16 protein-coding genes and 1 tRNA gene are annotated in these 20,404 nt (G+C 60.4%); 11 read left to right on the forward strand and 6 right to left on the reverse strand.

What is annotated here, in order from left to right; genetic code table 11:
• The first annotated feature begins 81 nt into the window (after positions 1-81).
• Positions 82-2,007, forward strand: coding sequence for a PspC domain-containing protein (locus H3U89_RS05600; protein ID WP_198180396.1), 1,926 nt, complete (start codon positions 82-84; stop codon positions 2,005-2,007).
• Between the two features lie 346 nt (positions 2,008-2,353).
• Here H3U89_RS05600 and H3U89_RS05605 read toward each other — a convergent pair whose 3' ends face one another.
• Genes H3U89_RS05605 through H3U89_RS05615 form a run of 3 tightly spaced genes read right to left on the reverse strand, consistent with a single transcriptional unit; the run spans position 2,354 to position 6,657 of the window.
• Positions 2,354-3,910 (reverse strand): alpha/beta hydrolase family protein, encoded by a 1,557-nt coding sequence (locus H3U89_RS05605; protein ID WP_198180394.1) that lies wholly within the window; start codon positions 3,908-3,910, stop codon positions 2,354-2,356.
• 44 nt (positions 3,911-3,954) lie between these two features.
• Entirely contained in the window at positions 3,955-4,611 is a 657-nt protein-coding gene (locus H3U89_RS05610; protein ID WP_198180392.1) for a DUF4125 family protein, read from the reverse strand.
• Between the two features lie 12 nt (positions 4,612-4,623).
• On the reverse strand, positions 4,624-6,657 hold the full coding sequence (locus H3U89_RS05615) for a DUF4037 domain-containing protein (RefSeq protein WP_198180390.1): 2,034 nt from the start codon (positions 6,655-6,657) through the stop codon (positions 4,624-4,626).
• A 404-nt stretch (positions 6,658-7,061) separates the two neighbouring features.
• Here H3U89_RS05615 and H3U89_RS05620 point away from each other — a divergent pair, with 404 nt between their 5' ends.
• From H3U89_RS05620 to H3U89_RS05635, 4 genes are all read left to right on the forward strand, one after another.
• Positions 7,062-8,636, forward strand: coding sequence for a PTS transporter subunit IIC (locus H3U89_RS05620; protein WP_198180388.1), 1,575 nt, complete (start codon positions 7,062-7,064; stop codon positions 8,634-8,636).
• 115 nt (positions 8,637-8,751) lie between these two features.
• Positions 8,752-9,753, forward strand: coding sequence for a LacI family DNA-binding transcriptional regulator (locus H3U89_RS05625; protein WP_198180386.1), 1,002 nt, complete (start codon positions 8,752-8,754; stop codon positions 9,751-9,753).
• Between the two features lie 12 nt (positions 9,754-9,765).
• On the forward strand, positions 9,766-10,449 hold the full coding sequence (gene rpe / locus H3U89_RS05630; protein ID WP_045935676.1) for a ribulose-phosphate 3-epimerase: 684 nt from the start codon (positions 9,766-9,768) through the stop codon (positions 10,447-10,449).
• A 176-nt stretch (positions 10,450-10,625) separates the two neighbouring features.
• The gene (locus tag H3U89_RS05635) at positions 10,626-11,525 is read left to right on the forward strand and encodes a ribokinase (RefSeq protein ID WP_045935675.1); all 900 of its coding nucleotides are present in this window, start codon (positions 10,626-10,628) and stop codon (positions 11,523-11,525) included.
• Between the two features lie 122 nt (positions 11,526-11,647).
• Here the strand turns inward: H3U89_RS05635 and H3U89_RS05640 are convergent.
• Positions 11,648-11,721, reverse strand: a tRNA-Pro gene (locus H3U89_RS05640).
• A gap of 129 nt (positions 11,722-11,850) precedes the next feature.
• Between H3U89_RS05640 and lysS the strand changes: the two genes are divergently transcribed.
• From lysS to H3U89_RS05660, 4 genes are all read left to right on the forward strand, one after another.
• Positions 11,851-13,479 carry a lysine--tRNA ligase gene (gene lysS / locus H3U89_RS05645; protein WP_198180381.1) on the forward strand — a complete coding sequence of 543 codons (1,629 nt, stop codon included), beginning with the start codon at positions 11,851-11,853 and terminating at the stop codon, positions 13,477-13,479.
• Positions 13,480-13,500: 21 nt separating this feature from the next.
• A complete protein-coding gene (gene menA, locus H3U89_RS05650; protein ID WP_198180379.1) occupies positions 13,501-14,481 on the forward strand; it encodes a 1,4-dihydroxy-2-naphthoate octaprenyltransferase in 981 nt (326 codons plus the stop codon).
• A gap of 66 nt (positions 14,482-14,547) precedes the next feature.
• Entirely contained in the window at positions 14,548-15,495 is a 948-nt protein-coding gene (gene menA, locus H3U89_RS05655) for a 1,4-dihydroxy-2-naphthoate octaprenyltransferase (RefSeq protein ID WP_198180377.1), read from the forward strand.
• A 67-nt stretch (positions 15,496-15,562) separates the two neighbouring features.
• The gene (locus H3U89_RS05660; protein WP_024626731.1) at positions 15,563-16,303 is read left to right on the forward strand and encodes a phosphoglyceromutase; all 741 of its coding nucleotides are present in this window, start codon (positions 15,563-15,565) and stop codon (positions 16,301-16,303) included.
• A gap of 192 nt (positions 16,304-16,495) precedes the next feature.
• On the opposite strand, the gene phoU is transcribed toward H3U89_RS05660, so the two are convergent.
• Complete coding sequence (gene phoU / locus H3U89_RS05665; protein WP_198180375.1) at positions 16,496-17,173, reverse strand: phosphate signaling complex protein PhoU; 678 nt, start codon at positions 17,171-17,173, stop codon at positions 16,496-16,498.
• Between the two features lie 201 nt (positions 17,174-17,374).
• On the opposite strand from phoU, the gene H3U89_RS05670 reads away from it, so the two are divergent.
• Entirely contained in the window at positions 17,375-18,592 is a 1,218-nt protein-coding gene (locus H3U89_RS05670; protein ID WP_232345554.1) for a sensor histidine kinase, read from the forward strand.
• Here H3U89_RS05670 and H3U89_RS05675 read toward each other — a convergent pair.
• A complete protein-coding gene (locus H3U89_RS05675; RefSeq protein WP_045935671.1) occupies positions 18,525-18,812 on the reverse strand; it encodes a hypothetical protein in 288 nt (95 codons plus the stop codon). The genes H3U89_RS05670 and H3U89_RS05675 overlap by 68 nt on opposite strands.
• Before the next feature lie 139 nt (positions 18,813-18,951).
• Here H3U89_RS05675 and manA point away from each other — a divergent pair, with 139 nt between their 5' ends.
• Entirely contained in the window at positions 18,952-20,337 is a 1,386-nt protein-coding gene (gene manA / locus H3U89_RS05680; protein WP_198180373.1) for a mannose-6-phosphate isomerase, class I, read from the forward strand.
• Positions 20,338-20,404 lie beyond the last annotated feature (67 nt).

Here is a 20,404-nt window from a genome sequence, read left to right on the forward strand (position 1 = left end):
AGGCAGTAAGGGGAAGAAATCAGGGTTGAATCAGGGTGTTCCCCCATAAGATTTGCGCTCGCTGGGTGTTGTAATGAAGACATGAGTAGCGACATGAACGGCAATGGCCCTGATAACGGCTGGCGGTGGAAGTCCGACAAGTTCTTCCGCGCCTGCAGGGAGTCCTATCTGATCCGCGACCAGGGATGGATCGGCGGCGTCTGCGTAGCCTTGGCCCGTCGGCTGGGCTGGAGCGTGACCCTGGTCAGAGCGCTGATGATTTTGGCGGTCTTTCTCTTCGGCACCGGTGCTGCCTTCTACGGTTTTGCCTGGTTCGTCTTGCCGGACCGGCGTGGGGTCATTATCGCCCAGGAGCTGATTCACGGGATTTGGCACGCTTCCATGGTGGGCATCATCATTTACTGGCTGCTGGCAATCCTGATTCCTGGAGTCGGAATCTTTTCCCTGGGAGTCGGAATCTTTTCCCTGGCTTTGGGTGCGTTGATCCTGTATCTGCTCATCCGGTGGAGCCGCAACAAGGCCCTGGAGTATCAAAGAGGGTACTGGGCTGGGCCGGATGCCGGCAGGCCGGTTTCGGGCGATCCGTGGGTGATGGGATCGCAGTATTCGGAACGGCCGAATGGCACAGGTTCGCAGCGGTATTCGAATCAGCCTGAGTACCCTAGCTTTTCGGGGTATGAGGGATACCAGGATTACACAGGGACGCGAAGCAATGCACAGACAGCAAGTGATGCGAGCTCGGAAGGACTCAAGGATCAGCCAGAGCATTCCGATTCGTATGGAACTTCGGAGCAACAAGGGGAGGTAGCCTCTCCTGGACCCATCTCTGAGACAGAGGATTCGGCAAACGCCGGCAGCGATTCGAATAATACGCAAGATGGGGGCAATCCCAGCGCTGGTGCAGCTCCCGGAGGTTGGACGGGGGCAGAAGGCCCTGCAGAACCTGCTGGGAACAAGAATCAGTCGTATGGATTCAGTGCCTGGCCGGGCTATGGCACAGCCGGGTCATTCTCGACAGGGCCGGGAATAGCCCGTCAGGGTCCGTCGGTTCCGCCCCGGCTGAGGCGTCGTCCCGCCGGACCTATGCTGGTCAGTCTTCTGTCGGGACTGATCCTGGTCTCCGGAGCAGGGGTCTGGTGGATGGCCACGAACCCCTATCGCGGATTGAATGCGACCTTGGCCTACGCTCTAATCTGGGCTGGAGGCGTCACGCTGGCACTTGGCGTGGTCATACTGATCCTGGGCTTGATGGGCCGCAGGTCTGGAGGGTTGACCCCCATTGCCTTGATGGCCTGCCTGGTTGTCCTGATTCTGGCTACCGGTTCGGCCATACCAGGCATTGAGCAAACCCAGAACCGCAGGGTCTTGGCCGACTACGCCACAGTTCAGGTTAACGGCAATAACCACGGGCGTTTGTTGGGGGCGGACAGTGCGGACATGAGGCGTTATCGCCGCGGCACCGCGCTGGTCGGAGACCCGCAGGATCAGGGAAGTGCCGTCATTGACCTGACTGGTTATGAGCGGGAACACGGCACCCATCGTGTTCAGATTATGGATGATGCGGTGAGCACAGTCTCAGGCTGCCCGACGGGCACCGTCCGCCTGGCTGTGGCCTATGCTGACGTTCGCCTGCTCATACCTAAGGGATGCAGCTTGTCCTATAGGGAACACGCCGACCTCTACAGGGTCTTAGGATCAGGGGCGGCTGACTGGATAACCGAGACGGAACAAGGAAACTGGATGTGGTGGGGCAATACGTCGTCATCAGCTGAACGACGCGATTGGGAGGAAGCCCTGCGAGCGTCCAAGGAGGATCAGTGGCATATGCCCGACGAGCCCGAATTGATTGTCGAAGCCAATCTCATGGCCGGTGCACGGGTCACCGTGCAAGCCCAGGGGAGTGCTACCCAGCCAAAGCGGGCGCAGCTCTACAGCGGCTTGATCAATGATTATTGGGATTACAGCTACAATCCATGGCAGTTTGGGGAGGATCAGGAAGATGACTGATACGCAGCAACCAGATGGAGACCAGCCGATGGATCGTCAGGAACGCATCACCAAGGCCATGCCGGTTGAATCCCCACCCCCGATATACCAGGTTCGGATGCAGCCGCCGGAGCCGGTCCGTCCTAGCGGGCCCAGCCTACCTACCATCATTTTTGGCGCCCTGGTTGGACTTTTGGCTCTGACCATGTTGGCTCTAGGATTGGTCTTTCTGCGTTACGGTACGGATCTGACCATAGTCGTACCCTGGCAGCGGGTTATCCCATTGATTTTTGCCGGCCTGGGCGTAGTGCTGATTGGCGCGTCTGTATTAGCCTGGCTGGCATCGGCAAGGCGCACCCGCTCTATCTCAAAAGACCAGGATATTCCAGAAGATCAGGCTGCCAAGGATGGCCAGAGACCCCAGCAGGGTCAGGGTCAGGGTCAGCCAGTGGCCAGCCCCGGCGACAGCCGGCTTGCCGTCAGCTCGGTTGAAGATAGAGGTCAGGGTGCTCGCCAGGAGCAGGATGAATACCAGACACAGAACGGACAACAGGGACCAGCATGATGCCGTCATCGAGGACAGATGCATAAGGCCAAGCGCCTTGCGGACCACAGTAAAGGCATAGGTCAGCAGGCCAGTCATAAGTCCTGCGGCTAGCAGGCCTAACGACCAGAGCCGTCCGGTCAGGCCTTTGCTGAAACCTGATTGTCGGCCGTGATCGCCTCGAGCACGCAGATGTGAGCCCAAGGCTCCAATCAGGGCAGAGACCAGGGCGGCAGCCAGCAGAATGGGGCCACTGGCCATCAGGGTCAACAGGGCGGTCAGCGAAGGTATCAACCCTGTATTCGTGTGGTCGGGCACTTGATTGAGCTGATGGGGCTGGCTGCCGGCGATCATGGGAGTGGACCACTGGTTGGCCTGGGTGCCCAGTGCCACGGCGTTGATCCAGTCTTCCAGATTATGGGTGTATCTGGGTTCCAGGGGCAACCCGGCCTTGGCAAGCCTGCTGCCGGTGCGGATCTGATGGTTGGTGGGGTAGTAGCGCAGGGTCACGTTGTCGTTGCCGCTTTCATGCGCCCTGCGGATGATCTCGCGAGCACCCTGTTCGACTGGCATGGAGACATCCATGGTGCCGAAGTTGACCATGACTGGCATCCGCAGCTGATCCAAATAGGGCAGGGAGGGAAAGTCGGCGTACTCCAGGCCCAGCAGGGACAGGTCCATGCCCATGAGCCGCGGTATCACCTTGCGGATCCCCTTGGGTGCGCCAATCAGATCCAAGTAGCTGGTGGCCGCCATGGCCATCTGCCGTCGTCCCGGGTAGACGGGGGGCGAAGTGAGGATGGAGAAGGCGATGCTTGGGTCCTTGGCGGTCATGATGGACGATATCCAGGTGCCCTCGGACTCGGCGTACAGGCCCACCTTGGTTGGATCCACACCGGGCCAGGAGCGCAGACGGTCAAGGGAACGCCCATAGTCGGCGGCCATGGCCTGATAGTCGCGGTGGAAGGTTGTGTAGGTGTCCAGACGTTTGTCAGGCACCAGGGTGGTGATGCCGGCTGAGGCCATGGCTGAAGCCAGGTCGCCGTACACCTCGGAGGATTTGCCTGTTCCGGCGCCATGGATGAACAGGCAGGCTGGTCCGGTGCCCTTTCGGTCGCCTGGCTCTCTGATGATGGCCTGGATGCGAACCCCGCCATCCAGGGTGATGCCGATCTTCCGCTCCCTGACGGGGTGGGTGCCCTCAGGGGTGGTGGCTCCAAGGCTCGAGGCGATGGCAGTGGACCGGGTCGGGACCTGCAGATGGTCGCGGTAGGGTTCCACCTGCCAGCCCGGCGTCATGGCTTGACCCAAAAGGAGCATGACCAGCAGGATGACCACAAAGGAGGCGGCGGTGAAACCCGCCCGTTTCAGCTTTTGCACCCGTCAACTCTACCCGACCGCGCGACTGGTTGGTCAGATGGGCCTCATGATTGTGGTTCAGGTGCTCTGTCCTGGGCCTGCTCGGCTTCGTCCAGGGTCTCAAAGCCATTCATTTGCACCGTGGCCAGGATGGTTTCCTCGGTAAGGTTGCCGCCCCGGGCCGCGATCCGGTCCACCATGGACTGGTAAAGATCCAGCGTCCGTGCCGAATAAGTGCCCAGTTCGCCACGCAGATAGGTCTCAAAGGAGGTGGCCTCCGGCGTGTCCTCGCTGGTGCGCAGGACCCGCATCTCCTGGCCCAGGCGGGGGTATCGCTCGCGAAAGTCCTTGGCCCAGGCCACCTGCCGGTCGATGATGCGCTCCTGGCGCTCCTGGCGCTCCAGGCCCAGCCTGGGCAGGTAGGGGGCGATGCTGCTGTGGTACTGGTCCGGGGCTGTGGACTCCATCATCCGCCCGTACTTCTCGGTCAACAGGTTGCGCCCCGTTTTGTCGGCCTGGTCCAGGTCGTCCGCATAGCTGGTCAGCAGGGGGTGCGGCCAGGTCAGAAACTGGCTCAGACGCATCTGGTGGAACATGGGCCAGTTGCCCTGACAGTTGGCTGGACCACCCTCGTTGTTGACCTGCTGGAACTGCTCCCATTCGTGGCGGACGATCCGCTCGCGCAGGGATTCCTCATCCTGACATTGCTCGTCGTTAGCCATCCTTGGCTCCTTTCAGATGCTGTGCAGAACCGGATCGTCGCTGGAGATGTGGGCCTCGACATAGGGGCGCTGCCACTCCAGGAAGGTTTCCGGGCTGTTGGTCAAGCCCTCCGCCTGCAACTCTTCCACGATTCTTGCGCAGATGGACTCCACAAGCTTGGTGACGCGTTCGGCGGCCGGCCGGGCTCCCTTGCCGCCCTCGCCAAAGCCTTGCCCTCCGTAGCAGGCAGCCGATGCCAGGCGCAGGATGTCCTCCAGCTGCTCGGTCAGGTCGGCCAGCCTGGTGGCCATTCGTCTGCTCAGCCGCCGCAGGGCCGCGAAGGTCCACTTGTAATAGGGCAGATACCCGACGGTCAGCGGATTGTTGATCAGGAAGATCAGGGAGGCGCAGGCCTTGATGAATTCGTTGATCGACAGCATGGCTGCAGCCCCGTCGCCACGCTGCAGGCTCCGCGGCAGGTTGTACTGGCCTGCTTGGGCGATCATGCCCAGCCGGCGGGAGATCAGGCAGAAGCGCACATCGTCGGGCATGGCCTTGAACCCCTGCCGGGTGGCCAGCATCTGTCCCAGAGGATCCGCGAAGATCCTGCCATTGGTGGCCGCCGCCAGCGTGGCCTCGTCCAGGAGCAGCCACTCGTGGGGGTGATCTTCCGGGGGCGCCTGCCGGTAGCCGGTCAGGGATTCGAAGAAGGCGCCGATCTCGAAGACACCCACGCGGCGGTCGGCTCCCTTTGCTCTGACGCTGTCGGTTCGTGAGCCGAACCCCATGAATTCGGTGGGCAGGGCCTCGTATTCCTTCTGCAGCTGATCGCCAATGGCCCGATAATCCTCGCTGGTCAGCCACAGGCAGAAGCCGGGGCCGAAATCATGATCCCGGGAGATGGCATCGTCAAAGCCGTAGCAGTCCGATCCATGGCCCATCAGGCCTACGGCGATCCGGCCGCGATATTGGGGGTAGCGTTCCTCCAGCATGGGACGGCCCACCTGCTCCCAGTAGGCCTTGGCCAGGTCCAGTCCCTGAATATCCGGATGGGAGCCATGCCGATCGTTGTCACTGCTGTGATTTCTGGCCGGGGTCCGATCTGAGCTGGCTTTCGGCTGGCTGGATGCTGCTTCGTCGGCCTGCTTGGATTGGTCCTTGTCCCCGGCTTCTTCCGCGGCGGCCTGGGCCTGGTCCAGATTGGCCTTGGTGATCTGGTAATAGTCGCTGCCCTTGCCGTACCGGTCCTCGATGATGGCCAGGGCCCTTCGGTAGGTGTCTGCCGACTGGCCGAAGCGCCCGGTCATGTAGCAGACCTGGGCAAAGCCAGCCAGGGCCGAGGCATAGTGTGCGCTATTTTCCAGGTGGCCGGTTCGATAGATGTCCAGGGCTGCGCGGGCCTGGTCCCAGGCCTCTCGCAGAGCCTGCGGATTGTCCTTGCGCTGCATGAGCAGGAGGGCAAGATTGGTGTGGGTGGAGGCCAGATCCAGATCCCGGGAAGGATCAGTACTGGAAGTCTCCAGGATGTCCATGGCCTGGCGCAGCTCCTGTTCGGCCTGGTCGGGCCGGTCGGTTTCGCTGTAGAGCATGGACAGGTTGTTGTGCAGGGCGGCCAGCCGCCGGTCCTTGGGCCCAAGGGTTTTGGCTGCGGAGGCAAGCGCCTGCCGGTAGAGGTCTTCGGCCTGGTCGTACTTCTTGGCCGCCCGCAGACCTGTGGCTGCATTGATCAGGGTGGTCGTCCAGGCCTCGGACCCCTCGATGCGCATGCGCGAGGCCAGTTCGATGGCGCGCTGGATCATCCACATATTCTCCTGGTGGCGTCCCTGGGACCGGTAGAAGCCCATGGTTTCGTTCAGCACGGTCAGTAGCCCGGCGTCGTCGCCCGCATTCTCCGCATCCACCAGCGCCTGCTGCAGGTAGGGTTCGGCCTGATCACGGGCCTTGCCGGCGTTGAAGATGGCATCCAGTCCGTCCAGGAAGGCTTGGGTGCCGAAGCTGCCGTCCGGTTGCATGTAGGACTGTTGAGGCTCTTTCGGCTTGCTGTCCTGCCAACCGACCTCGTCCATGTGGCCTCCGCTCGTCATCAATGATGGAATCGTGATGCACGCGATCATACGATGCGTCGATTATTCATATCCATTCTACGGCTTGAACTTCTGCGGGGAACTGCGGGTCCGGGTCGGCTTGCTCACAGTCAGTGACATCGGTTATCCGTGGACGAAGAGTAATCGGTTTCGTAATCTAGCGGGATAAGCAATGACGTCAAAGGCGGAAACGACGGTTTGTCCAAATGGTGTCGCGATTTCCTGAATATCCATAAAACATTGCAATGACAATGAAAAATCAAGTGCAGAGCCTGTCGTGATTGGCATTTTTACCAAGCAGCTGCTTGCACGATCGCGACGAATGGTATAAGACTTTGAGTAACCGGTTACGCAATCGTTGTCGTACAAGGAGGTATTGCAGCACCATGAATCTCGATTCAGTTGTGCAGGCCCTGGACCATGGTTTCAATTGGTTCATAGGTCTGGGCGGCGCGGCCATGATGTTCTTCATCATCACCCTGTTGTCGCTGGCCTTCGGCGTCAAACTGTCCAAGGCGTTTGAAGGCGGTTTGAGAATGGCCATGGCCCTGACCGGCATGAGTGCGGTCATTGGGCTGTTGACCAACACCTTCAGTCCGGCTCTCAAGGCTTTCGTGCGTTATACCGGCCTTCAGCTGTCGGTCACGGATCTGGGATGGGCACCTATCGCCGTCATCACCTGGAGCTCGTTGTACACGCTCTATTTCGCTCTTATCTGCATCGTGACCAACCTGGTCATGCTGGCCTTGAAACTCACCAACACCCTGAACGTCGATCTGTTCAACATCTGGAATGTATCCATACTCGGCCTTCTCATCAACTGGAGTGCCGGCGGGAACTTCTTCCTCATGTCCGTTTTCGTGGTCTTCATCTACGCCTTGATGCTCTTCAACGCTGATGCCATGAAGCCCACCATTGATGATCTGCTTGGCTATGATCAGGACAACATCACCACCACGGCACACCCTGCCCTGCTTGTGACTCCAGTGGTTGTCCTCCTCGACCGTCTGATCAGCAAGGTCCTGCCTTTCATCGATCGATTCGACTTCGATGCCGAGACCCTGAACAAGAAGATCGGATTTCTGGGAAGCAAGGGGGCCATAGGCGCATATTTGGGCGTATTCGTGGGTCTTCTGGGTCGCCAGGATGCCGCCCATATCTGCGCACTGGCATTCTCCTCCGGTGTCTGCCTGGAGCTATTCGGAGTCGTAGGGGACTGGTTCGCTCCCGCTATCGGTCCCCTATCCCAGGGGGTCACCTCTTTCATGGAGCGTCGCATGAAGGGGCGCAAGCTGTATATCGCCATTGATTGGCCCATCCTGGCCTCCCGGGCCGAGCTCTGGGCTGTGGCCAATATCCTGGCGCCCATCCTGCTCCTGATTGCCATGATCCTTCCCGGCAATTCGGTATTGCCTCTCGGAGGGATTATCCTCACCGTACTGGCGCCCTCGCTCCTTATCGGAGCCAGGGGCAAGGTGGTGAGAATGACCCTGATAGGAACCATCATGATTCCCCTCTTCCTTTGGGCCGCAAGCCTGATATCGCCCTTCCTGACCCAGACTTCGAAGGCTATGGGAGTCTTCCCCGCCGGGCTGGGCAAGAACGAGATGTTCTCGGCCGTGGATTCAGATCCGCTGGAGAAGATGCTGGCCATGCTGATCGGCAATGCGGTTCGTACCCTCGATCTGAAAACCATCGGTCTGGCTCTGCTGGCTCTGTTGGCTTACATTGCACTTTTCGCCTGGTATATCAGGAGGCTTCGCAGGGAGGCGGCAGCAGGAATCAGTGTCGGTTCGGTTGCTGTTGACCAGCTCGATGCCGCCTCTGGGGCTGGTTCGGTTTTCGCACAGAGTGGAGTAGCCGCAGCCGAGGAATCTTCATCACCTTCTTTGCCTCCTGCCGGCAAGCGCTCGGGCGAGCCGGAAGGAGCTGGAATCGGGGGTGATGCCTCCGGTCTATAGAAGTCCTGGAAACCTCGCTGAAATCACGTCTCCGGTTTAACCTGAAGTAACCGGTTAGGCCCAGGGAATCCATCCCATGCAGGGCCCTCCATCGCAAAGATATAAGGATCGACTGATGGTGACGATTAGGGATATTGCGGAGCTGAGCGGTGTTTCCACAGCAACCGTGTCGCGCATTCTCAACAAGAAAGGAGGGGCCAGCGATGCGACAATAAGCAAGGTCAACGCCATAGTCAAAAAGCTTGGATATCAGCCGAACTTCGTGGCAAGGACCCTGTCCGAGCAGTCATCGGATTTGGTCGCTCTCTTGGTTCCCGACCTGGGCAATCCCTACTTTGCTGATTTGTCAGGGAGGATAGAACAGGCCGCAGACCGGCGGGGACTCCATATATATCTATGCAACAGCAGGGATGAACGCGATAAGGTCGATTATTATCTGCGGTTTATGGAGGGCATCCGAGTCCGCGGTGCCATCATCAGCTCCTTGTTCGTTGATGAGGAGGATCTGACCAAGCTCAACAACCAAGGCATCTTCACGCTCACGATGGATCGGGCATGCTTCTCCCATCCGTATTCGGCCTTATATGTGGACCACCGAGCGGGAGGGTACAAGGCCACCAGGTATCTGATCCAACAGGGTTCCTGCAGTCATCTCATGTTCATATCAGGACCTGGGCAGGAAAAAAGCTCTGAGGATCGGTATGCCGGGTACCTGAAGGCGATCACCGAGGCAGGGGCCAAGCCGGTTGCCAAACTGACGACTTCCTTCTCCCTGGCCGGAGGGTACCAGGCAGCAAAGGGTTTCCTTGAGGATCACCCAGGGTCCGTGGATGGCATCTTCTGCTCTGATGACATTATGGCCATCGGAGCCATGAGGGCCTGTACCGACCTGGGAATCCGGATACCCCAGGATATGCGGGTCTTTGGCTATGACGACATTGAACTGGCTGAATATTCCGTGCCGCGTCTGAGCACGGTCAATCAGCTTCCCGAGGACATAGGCGAGCAGATCATGGATTTGTTCGAAAGCATAGTGTCCAGCAAAGGGAAGCCGCAGAAACGTTCAATCGAACCGCACCTTGTCATTCGTGACAGCTCACAGACAAGGGGCGCGTAAATAGGAGATGTAATGCTGGAAATAGGGCCATCGCTCATGTGCGCCGATCTGGGCAATCTGGAACGTGATGTCAGGGAGCTCGATGCGGCGGGTGTTGATTTCTACCATATCGATGTGATGGACGGATCGTTCGTTCCGAACTTCACCCTTGGTCCCGACTTCGTACACAAGGTGCGGGCCATTACCGACAAGCCGCTGGATCTGCACATGATGGTGGAGCGGCCGGAACGCTATATTGACATGTTCGCTCTGGCCGGGGCTTCCGGAATCGCCATTCATGCAGAGTCCACCAGAAACCTGCAGGGGACTCTGACGGCAATCCATAAGGCAGGTCTCAAGGCCGGTGTGGCCATCAGCCCGGCTACGCCGCTGGACGTGTTGGACTACGTATACGACGTCACGGATTATGTGATTCTGATGACGGTCAATCCCGGCTTCGCAGGGCAGCGATTCATCGAGCCCATGTACGGCAAAATCAGTGATTTGGCCGATCGAATCCGCAACAGAGGCATGAATATCCCCATTGAGGTGGATGGGAACATCGGCCGGCAGACCATTCCTGAATGCGTGCGCAGAGGAGCCACCAGATTCATCGGAGGCACCAGCGCCATATTCCGCGAAGGCCGCAGCCTGGCTGAGAATGTCCGCGCCACGCGCGAACTCTTCAAGGAGGCGGTGGGCCCGCAAGAGGTCTGACATCCGTTTCTTGTTCTCGATCGGTTACTGATGAGCCGATTATTGCGCATCAGCATGCTTGCCGACTGAGCCCAAACCAGTTGTAAAACACATCACACGCTAAGGCCGAGAGCCGCTGCGTGAGGCGAAGCCTTGCCTGATAGCGGCAAATTCATACCAATTTTGAGGAGATTATCATGCATTATGACGTCATAGTACTGGGCAGCATCAATCTGGATGTCAAGGCCCTGGTGACCAGCTATCCCAGACGCGGGGATACGGCTACAGCAAGGAGCATCACCATGCTGCCGGGCGGGAAGGGTTCGAATCAGGCCGTGGCTGCAGCCAAGTTGGGAGGCAAGGTGGCCATGCTGGGCGCGGTCGGTGAGGACGGCGCAGGCAAGCAGATGCTTGACAATTTAAGCGATTGGGGAGTCGATACCCAGTTCGTCATGCGCAATGGCAATGAGGGGACCGGAACATTCATCGTCCAGGTCGATCAGACCTCCGAGAACACCATGGTGGGAACGCTTGGCGCCAATGACACCATCACGGCCGCAGAAGTGGATACAGCCTTGGATCAGATGGAGGCTCCGGTTCTGCTTATGCAGCTGGAGACCAGTCGCGAGTCCGTCTTGGCGGCCCTGAAAGCCGGCAGACGCAAGGGCATGTATATCATCCTCGACCCAGCTCCGGCGGATGGTTTCTTCCCCGAGGCCCTCGCATATGCTGATTGTGTCACGCCCAACCAGCAGGAGACCGAGCGGATCACCGGTATTCATGTGACCGACAAGGTGGAGGCGGTCAAGGCTGCCAAAGCCATAGCCGGCATGGGGCCGAAGACCGTCATCGTCAAGCTGGGTGCCGATGGGAGCGTGGTTTTGCATGAGGGGGAGATCTACGAAATCGACTCAGTCAAGGTCCACGCACTGGACTCCGTCTGTGCCGGTGATGTCTTTGCCGGCGCCCTTGCGGTCAACTATGCCCAGCATGGGGATTTTCTGAAGGCGGTGAATTTTGCCAACAAGGCGGCCGCCATCAAGGTCAGTCGTGTGGGCAACCATCAGGTCTTCCCCACCTTGGCCGATATGAGCTGACCGAAGCCAAGCACAGCTGCATGCAGTTTGACGAGTAATCACGCGCAGTGAAAAATGCGGTAAGAAAATTAAGAGGGATAAGGAAGAGGCCGGCATTATCTGCCGGCCTCTTATCGCATTTGTCGGGGTAGGGGGATTTGAACCCCCGGCCTCTTCGTCCCGAACGAAGCGCGCTACCAAGCTGCGCTATACCCCGTGACAACGTTCTATATAATACACGTACCGTCGGCCAAACGCCATCGTCTGCGCGGCGCGACCGTTCAACCGCTTGCCGGTCGGCGGGTACCCGGGGCCAAGTACCGGCTCATGCGTAAAATAGCAGTTTATGAATGACTCATCGGAAGAAACCCCTCGTCTGACTACGGTCGAGCGTGCTCAGGCGCTGCTCGACCAGGATATGGCCATCACGGAGAAGATCGATCAGGGCGCCCAGTTGGATGACGCCATTGATCCCGGCAACCTGACGGACAGCGCTGAAGGCCATCCCGAACAGGTGCGCATGCGTGTGGCCAAGAGGGCTCTCATGCTCAAGGAGGGCATTGAGCCCTATCCGGTCCATCTGGATGTGACCGATCGCATTGAGGATGTGCGCCGTAAGTATCAGGACCGCCTTGAGCCTGGCCAGGAGACCGAGGATGTGGTTGGCATCGCTGGCAGGGTCCTCTTCCTGCGCAACGGCGGCGGCCTCTGCTTCGTCCAGCTGGCGGCAGGCGACGGCACGCGCATCCAGGGCATGGTTTCCAAGCGTGAGATCGGCGCTGATTCTCTCAAGCGCTTCAAGCAGCTGGTCGACTTGGGCGACCACCTCTACCTGCGTGGCCGTGTGGTCGCCTCCAAGACCGGGGAACTCTCCGTCTTCGCTACTGAGTGGAACATCGCGGCCAAGGCCCTGCAGCCCCTGCCCGCCCTTCACAAGGAACTGACCGAGGAACAGCGCACCCGCAAGCCCTACCTGGCCATGATCGCCGATGAGGATGTGCGGGCCATGGTCCGCCGCCGTTCCAAGGCCGTCTCCTCCCTGAGGCGTACCTTCGAGGACCACGACTTCATGGAGGTCGAGACCCCCATGCTTCAGACCGTGCATGGCGGCGCCGCGGCCCGGCCATTCACCACGCATATGAACGCCTTCGACATTGACCTCTACCTGCGCATCGCCCCTGAGCTCTTCCTCAAGCGCTGCCTGGTCGGCGGCATTGAGCGGGTCTTCGAGATCAACCGCGACTTCCGCAATGAGGGCGTGGATGCCACCCATGCCCCGGAGTTCACCATGCTGGAGGCCTATCAGGCCTACGGCACCTATGACACCATCGGGCAGCTGACCAAGGAGTTGATCCAGAAGGCTGCACTGGCCACGTCGGGATCGCTGAAGGTGACCCTGAAGGATGGCAGCCAATACGACTTCGGCGGCGATTGGCGTCAGATCAGCATGTATGAGTCCCTTTCTGAATCCCTGGGCGAGGAGATCACCCCGCAGACCAGCGTGGACCATCTTCGGACCATTGCTGACAAACTGGGCCTGGAGGAGGAGCCGGCCGAGAACCACGGCAAGCTGGTCGAGCACCTCTGGGAGCACTTCTGGCAGGACAAGCTGTATGAGCCGACCTTCGTGCGTGATTTCCCGGTCGAGACCTCGCCCCTGGTCAAGGCCCACCGCACCAAGCCGGGCGTGGTCGAGAAGTGGGACCTTTACGTGCGCGGGTTCGAGCTGGCCACGGGCTATTCGGAGCTCAACGATCCGGTGGTCCAGCGGCAGCGGTTCGTCGAGCAGGCCAAGATGGCCAGCCGCGGCGATGTCGAGGCCATGGACATTGACGAGGACTTCCTTGAGGCCCTGGGGGTGGGCATGCCTCCCGCAGGCGGCATGGGCATGGGCATCGATCGTCTGCTGATCGCCCTTACCGGTGCATCCATCCGCGAGACCATCACCTTCCCCCTGGTCAAGCCGCTGGTCTGAGATAACAGGGGAGGGACGGTCATGAATATCAGGCTTTGGATGGATGGTATGCGTCCCAGGACGCTGCCTGCATCGGTGGCGCCTGTCTGCGTGGGCGCTTCGGCTGCACTCCTGGAGCGGTCACGGCTGTTGGAACAGTGCACCAGCTCCTGCTCGCCCACGCCTGCCGACCCTGCCCTGAAGGCGGCCACGCCGGGACGGCTGGCTCTGATCGTGGTCTTGTTGGTCCTGCTCGCCCTGTCCATGCAGATCGCAGCCAACTTCGCCAACGACTACGCCGATGGTGTTCGCGGCACCGACTCCGGCCGTGGAGGCGAGGAGGCCGCTTCCGGCAGGCCCAGACGTCTGGTGGCCGCCGGCGTGCCACCCAGGAAGGTGCTGTACGCCACCATGATCTCGGCGGCCTTCACCTGTCTGATGGGTCTGGCCGTCATGGCATTGACCGGTCACTGGTGGATGATCCTGGTCGGGGTCTGCTGCCTGGTCGCCGGCTGGTGTTACGTGGGTGGCCCGCATCCATATGGCTACCACGGGCTGGGCGAGGTCAGCGTATTCATCTTCTTCGGTCTGGTGGCCACCCTGGGCACCCAGTATTTTCTCATTAATAGGGTTGATACCGCCGGCATCCTGGGTGCCTGCGTCTGCGGGCTCAATGCCGTGGGCCTGCTCATGCTCAACAATTACCGGGACCTGGATGACGACCGCCGATCCGGCAAGCACACATATGCGGTTCTGGTGGGGGCGCGCGCAGCGGCTATTTCCATTTACCTGGTCTACATCCTGAGCCTGGTTCTGGGTCTGATCCAGTTCGTTCCGGCTGTCATGAGGCGTGGCCTGCCCGGCTTCCCTCTTGTGCTGGTCCTCCTGCCTGTGGCCGCTGTCTTTCTGCTGATCTGTCGAGCCTTTGCCCGTGGCCAGGTGCCCAAGGCCTTCGGCATGGCAGGCAAGGGTACCCTGGTCTCCGCCCTATGCTGGTCGGCGGGCCTGCTCCTGCAGCTGTGAAAATCCTGATACCCTCATAAGAAGGCAGTCCGACTTTCGAGCGATTTGGTGGATAATCAGGCAATCATGTTCATCACACTTCGGGAATACAAGGACGCACTGCGGCCCTCGGCCCTGCTCTGCTCGCCCACGCCGGTGCTGATCGGCACGGCGGTGTCCCTCCGGCAGCTGTTCAACCAAGGGCTGGGTCCGGATGCGCGCTTCTGGCTGATCGCCCTCCTATGCTGTCTGACGGCTGTGTTCATCCACAGCACCTGCAATCTGGCCAATGACTACTTTGACGGCATCAGAGGTACTGACGAAGGCCGGAGCAGCCTTTCGGGCGCCGGCGCTGACGGCTCGGTGCCCGATCTGCCTAGACGTGGGGTGGCCGGTGGTGTGGAACCTCGCAAGGTCCTGCTGTCCGCCTATCTCAACATCCTTATGGCCTGCCTGTCCGGACTGATCCTCTGCTGGGTGACCGGCCACTGGTGGATGATCCTGGTTGGCATCTTCTGTCTGCTGGGAGCCTGGTTTTACACGGGAGGCAAACACCCTTACGGCTATAGGGCCATGGGCGAGCTGAGCATCATGATCTTCTTCGGCCTGGTGGGCGTGCTGGCCACCCAGTACCTGGAGACCGGCGGCATCGACCGCCATGGCTTCATCGGCGCTTTGGTTGGCGGTCTTATCTGCATTCCTGTTCTGGAGATCAACAACTATCGGGACATCGATGCGGATCCTCTGGCCGGCAAGTACACGCTGTCTTCATTCATCGGAGCCAAAGGCACGCTGATTCTGATGGGGTCCTGCTATGCCCTGGCTGTGATTCTGGGCGTGTTCGAGTCGTGGTCCCTGTCCGACGGCTCCCTTGCGGACGCCTGGCCCCGCCTGCTCTGCCTGCTGCCCGTCCTGGCCCTGGCCATCGCCACCACAGTAGCCAGCTGTCGGAACCGGTTCAGCAGGGCGTTCGCGCTATCGGGCTATACGGATCTGCTGACAGGGTTCTGCTGGCTGGGTGTCTGCCTGCTCTGAGTGGCCGCTCTACAGGGGGAGCCGTAGGTCCGCCAAACAGTCCCTCTTAGGTCTTAGAATTTTCACTATGACCTACAAACTAGTATTGCTCAGGCACGGCCAGAGCGCATGGAACAACACCAATCAGTTCACCGGCTGGGTGGACGTCCCGCTGACCGAGCAGGGCGAGCAGGAGGCCCGTAAGGGCGGCAAGCTGCTCAAGGATAAGGGTGTTCTGCCCGACATCGTCTTCACCTCGCTGCTGCGCCGCGCCATCAACACCGCCAACATCGCCCTGGACGAGGCTGACCGCCTTTGGATCCCCGTCAAGCGCGACTGGAGGCTGAACGAGCGTCACTACGGGGCTCTGCAGGGCAAGAACAAGACCGAGATCCGCGAGAAGTACGGCGACGAGAAGTTCATGCTCTGGCGTCGTTCCTATGCCACCCCGCCGCCCGAGATCGATCCTGACGACGAATACTCGCAGTCCCATGACCCTCGGTATGCCGGAGCCCCTGTGCCCCGCGCCGAAGCGCTGGCCAACGTGGTCAAGCGCGTCACCCCCTACTGGGAGAGCGATATTGTTCCTGAGCTCAAGACCGGCAAGACCGTCCTGATTGCCGCCCACGGCAACTCCCTGAGGGCCATCGTCAAGATGCTCGACAACCTGACTGAGGATGAGATCGCCAAGGTCAACATCCCCACGGCCATCCCACTGGTCTACGAGCTGGACGAGAACTTCAAGCCCATCAAGCCTCGCGGCGAGTACCTGGATCCGGAGGCAGCCGCAGCCGGTGCTGCTGCTGTGGCGGCCCAGGGCCAGAAGTGAGATTCCTCGGATAGATCTATCCGATGATGTGAATCGGGCTTTGGATGCAGAGTATCCCAAGCTGATTGGGCGGTGTCTTCCCCCTTTGTGGAAGGCACCGCCTTTCGTATTTATTCCTGGCCGTTGGAGAAGTAAAAAACGGCCCGTCACCTGACTGACGGTCAGGTGACGGGCCGCACGGTTGCCGTCCGTTCAGTCCAGATCGAGGTCGAGATCCTTGGGATCCTTGGAGGGGTCGAAGCCCGAGACGATGTAGACCACGCGCCGGGCCGCCGAAACGCCATGGTCTCCCAGACGCTCCATGAACCGTGCCACCAGGACCAGGTCGATCAGCTGCTGTCTGGTTCCCTTCCAGTCGTCTGAGAGGGCATAGCCGAATGTCTGCTGATGGAGCTTGTCCATCTGGTCATCGCTGACGATGATCTGTTCGGCTATGGTCGTGTCCCTGTCGGAGAGCATCTCGACCAGACGATCGGCCATGACATCCAGAAAGTCCTGCATCTGTTTGAACAGGGGGATGACCTCGTCGGGCAGGGTCGGTTCGGGATAGGAGCGCCTTGCGGTCTCGGCGATGTGCCTGGCCAGGTCCCCCATGCGTTCAAAGGTCGCCGACAGGCTCAACGTGGAGACCACGACTCGCAGATCAGTGGCCACGGGGCTCTGCTTGGCCAGGAGCCTGATGCATTGATCGATGATGCTGGCCTGGAGGTTGTCTATCTCAGCATCCCCATCGATGACCTCCTGGGCCGTCTCCACGTCGCAGTCCATCAGGGATCGCCCGGCTTTCTTGATGGCATCGCGAACCTTGGCGGCCATCCGATCCAGATCGTCGGCCACCAGCCCCAGCTCCTCGTTGAAAATCACACGCATTGTTCTTCCCTTTCGGCCTCGGTCAACGATATGACTCCAGTCTATGTGACCAGGATGGCAAGAAAAAGTCAGACCCGAAGAATGTCGGGCCTTTGGAGCGCCAATCACTGTCGGATATGCGAGAATAAAGCCGGAACGGCCGATAAGACTTGGTTGATGTAGCAGTGTCCGGGGTCGGCGCCGGACTGGAGGGAAGTCCTTATGAGACGGTTCATGGACCGCCTACGCAGCCTTGTGGGCAACCGAAGCAGGGATGGCGAACAGGCTGATGGCGAGGCTTTGGAGGGCTCGACCCAGGCCTTGTTGGCGCTGATCCCCGCCGCTACGGTTGTGGTCGATGGCGATGACGAGGTTGTCCGCTCCAGCCCGGATGCCTACAGGCTGGGAATCGTCAGCAACGACGAGATCTCCAATCCGAGGATCATCGAAGCCATCGCGCAGGTGCGCCGCTCGGGCGGTCGACGCAGCTTTAACCTGATCACTAGAACGCCTACCGAATTCGCTCTGGATGCCGCAGCTGAGAGCAGGGAATCCGATGATTGGGATATTAGCCAGGCCCAGGCGGTGTCCAGGAGGAACTGGCTCAAGGTCACCCTGGGTCGCATCGACCAGTCCCTGGTGGTGGTGCTTATCGATGATGTGAGCGATTCGGTCAGGTTTGTTCGGACCAGGGACGCCTTCATGACCAATGTATCCGAGCAGATGCTCAAGCCGGTCCAGGCACTGGAGGAGCTGGCGGCGCAGCTGAAAACCACCTCCCACCTGGAGGGGGATGATCCGGAACTGCTTCGCAGCCACCTGCGCAGCGTCTCCAAGGATGCCTCCTCGGTCCAGCGTTACAGCGCATATCTGGGGCATGTGCTCAAGGATCTTCTTCTGCTGATCCGGGCTCAAGAGCGGATCAAACCCAGCAGGGAGAACGTGCTTGATGTGGCTGAGCAGATACGTGCAGTGGTACGGGATGAGCAGGATAGAGCCGACCAGGCCCATGTGACCCTGCGCTGGCGATGCGACCAGCCACTGACGATTCATGGCGACGGGCAACAGATCAGAGTGGCCCTGGCCAAGCTGGTGGAGAACGCTGTCTCCTATTCGTCTTCGGGCTCTACCGTCTCCCTGGTGGCACAGCCCTCCAAGGATGGGCGCTACGGAATCATCAGGGTGGTCGACCACGGCAGAGGCATATCCAAGGCCGACCAGGGCAGGATCTTCGAGCGCTTCTACCGGGCCGACAACCAGAATGAAGAGACTGCCGTAGGCATCGGTCTGGGGCTGGCCATCGTCAAGCATGTCGCTCTGACCCACCATGGCTCGGTCACTGTCTGGAGCGCGCCGGGAGAGGGGAGCACCTTCACACTGATGCTTCCTCTGGCTCAGGGTCCGGTTGCTGGGCAAGACGGCGATAATCCCAACGATTGAAGTGCTCCCAGATCATCAGCAGAATGCCCACGCCAACCCCGGACAGGCAGACAATCAGGGGCTTGGTGACCGTCATCCCGGTCAGGGCCAGGATGCCCACCACGACCAGAGCCAGAATCCAGGCACCGGTACCGAACAGGAAGATGCGTCGCAGGTCCACCTGCACGGGCCGAGGCGATGGCCTTCGGGCATCCGGGTCGAAAATGGGAGCCAGCTTCATACCCCCACTGTACCGTTTGCAATGACATGCGGTGACCCCCACGCCTTGCCCAGGCTTCGGCCCGTGTCATATTATGACGGAGATTGGTGGGTTCGTATGCACCGGCCCATGGAGGGATTTCCCGTGGAAAGGGGAGTGCGTGTATCCGATCCAAGCTGTGGAGAAGCACTACGCCTGGGGCTCACATGACCGACTGCAGCGCATGTTCCATTTGCATGAGCCGGAGGGATGCCAGGGGGATACCTTGGCGGAGATGTGGTTCAGTGGGCACGCCGAATCCCCCTCGCCCCTGACCCTGCCCGACGGGTCGCTCATACCGCTGACCGAGGCCATTCGTCGCAATCCCATGGCAATGCTGGGTGAGCGCGACTCCCGCCTCTTCGGCCCCACCCTGCCCTATCTGTTCAAGATCATCTCGGCCCGCATCCCTCTGTCCCTGCAGGTGCATCCGCTGGATTTTGAGGCTCGCGCCGGCTTCAACCGTGAGAATGCCCTGGGGGTGGCTGACGACGATCCCAGCCGCTCCTTTCATGACAGTCTGGCCAAGAACGAGATGGTGGTGGCCCTGGAGCCCTTCCAGGCCTGTGTGGGCTTCGCAACCATCTCCACGCAGCTGACCCTCCTGCGCGCCGTGGATCACCCCCTGGCCGAGCTGATGACCGAGGCGCTGACCGCCCGCACCTTCCACCTAGGGGTCCCTCCGGCACGCTTCGCCTCTGCTGATGCCATGATGCCGGTCTCCTCCTTGATCTGGCCGGATTCCCGCCGACGTATCTTCCGGGCCTTCCACGCCGCCGTGACTGCCGAGCCAGAGGCGGCCCGAGGCCTGGAGGAAGCCTTGGAGGCCGCTGCCGGGCGGCTGCGTTCCAGGCGGGCGGGATCTGTGCTGGACCATGCCCTGTGTGCGGCCCGGGCCTTTCCGGATGACCCCGCCGTGCTCTGCTTGCTCATGCTCAATCCCGTGGACCTGGAGGAAGGTGATTCTGTCTATATCCCCGCCGGGACTCCTCATGCATACATCCATGGCACTGCGGCAGAGATCATGACCAACTCCGACAATGTGCTCAGGGCCGGCATGACCCCCAAGCATCGGGACATTCCCAACCTCCTGCGTAGCCTGGACTGCCAGCCTTCAGCCCCCATCGATCCGTCCAGCTCCATGATCGCCACCCTGATCATGCACAATATGGTGACCTACCGGCCCAAGATCAACGAGTACATGCTGGTCTACGGGCATGTGGAGGAGGGCGGCGCCACCTGGCCCCTGCTCAACAGGCTTCAGCAGCGCTATGGGGATCTGATAGAGCGTCTGGGGCCTCGCCACCTGATGATTCCCCGCAGGGGACCGCGCATCATCGTCTGCACTGATGGGCGGATCCGTTGTGCGGCCGCCGACCAATCCTGCCTGCTGGACCAGGGACAGGCCCTCTTCATTCCCTCCGAGGATGGTCGTGTCGACATCACCATGCCTGAAGATTCCGTCGAGGCTGGCGGGTCCTTCCTCCTGGCTTCGACCCCGGTTTGACCTCGTGTGAGCCTGGTTCGCTCAGGGTGGACCAGGCGGGGTTCAAAACCGGGGGACACGCCGTGGC

The sequence above is a fragment of the Bifidobacterium sp. W8104 genome (genome assembly GCF_016100735.1).
GTDB classification, from domain to species: Bacteria; Actinomycetota; Actinomycetes; order Actinomycetales; family Bifidobacteriaceae; genus Bombiscardovia; species Bombiscardovia choladohabitans.

What these genes read in the sequence shown, in the direction of transcription:
- menA (WP_198180379.1), top strand. Translation starts at nt 13,501, where the DNA reads ATGAATATCAGGCTTTGGATGGATGGTATGCGTCCCAGGACGCTGCCT.
- H3U89_RS05600 (WP_198180396.1), top strand. Translation starts at nt 82, where the DNA reads ATGAGTAGCGACATGAACGGCAATGGCCCTGATAACGGCTGGCGGTGG.
- rpe (WP_045935676.1), top strand. Translation starts at nt 9,766, where the DNA reads ATGCTGGAAATAGGGCCATCGCTCATGTGCGCCGATCTGGGCAATCTG.
- phoU (WP_198180375.1), bottom strand. Translation starts at nt 17,173, where the DNA reads ATGCGTGTGATTTTCAACGAGGAGCTGGGGCTGGTGGCCGACGATCTG.
- menA (WP_198180377.1), top strand. Translation starts at nt 14,548, where the DNA reads ATGTTCATCACACTTCGGGAATACAAGGACGCACTGCGGCCCTCGGCC.
- H3U89_RS05635 (WP_045935675.1), top strand. Translation starts at nt 10,626, where the DNA reads ATGCATTATGACGTCATAGTACTGGGCAGCATCAATCTGGATGTCAAG.
- H3U89_RS05675 (WP_045935671.1), bottom strand. Translation starts at nt 18,812, where the DNA reads ATGAAGCTGGCTCCCATTTTCGACCCGGATGCCCGAAGGCCATCGCCT.
- H3U89_RS05625 (WP_198180386.1), top strand. Translation starts at nt 8,752, where the DNA reads ATGGTGACGATTAGGGATATTGCGGAGCTGAGCGGTGTTTCCACAGCA.
- H3U89_RS05615 (WP_198180390.1), bottom strand. Translation starts at nt 6,657, where the DNA reads ATGGACGAGGTCGGTTGGCAGGACAGCAAGCCGAAAGAGCCTCAACAG.
- lysS (WP_198180381.1), top strand. Translation starts at nt 11,851, where the DNA reads ATGAATGACTCATCGGAAGAAACCCCTCGTCTGACTACGGTCGAGCGT.
- H3U89_RS05660 (WP_024626731.1), top strand. Translation starts at nt 15,563, where the DNA reads ATGACCTACAAACTAGTATTGCTCAGGCACGGCCAGAGCGCATGGAAC.
- H3U89_RS05610 (WP_198180392.1), bottom strand. Translation starts at nt 4,611, where the DNA reads ATGGCTAACGACGAGCAATGTCAGGATGAGGAATCCCTGCGCGAGCGG.
- H3U89_RS05670 (WP_232345554.1), top strand. Translation starts at nt 17,375, where the DNA reads ATGAGACGGTTCATGGACCGCCTACGCAGCCTTGTGGGCAACCGAAGC.
- H3U89_RS05620 (WP_198180388.1), top strand. Translation starts at nt 7,062, where the DNA reads ATGAATCTCGATTCAGTTGTGCAGGCCCTGGACCATGGTTTCAATTGG.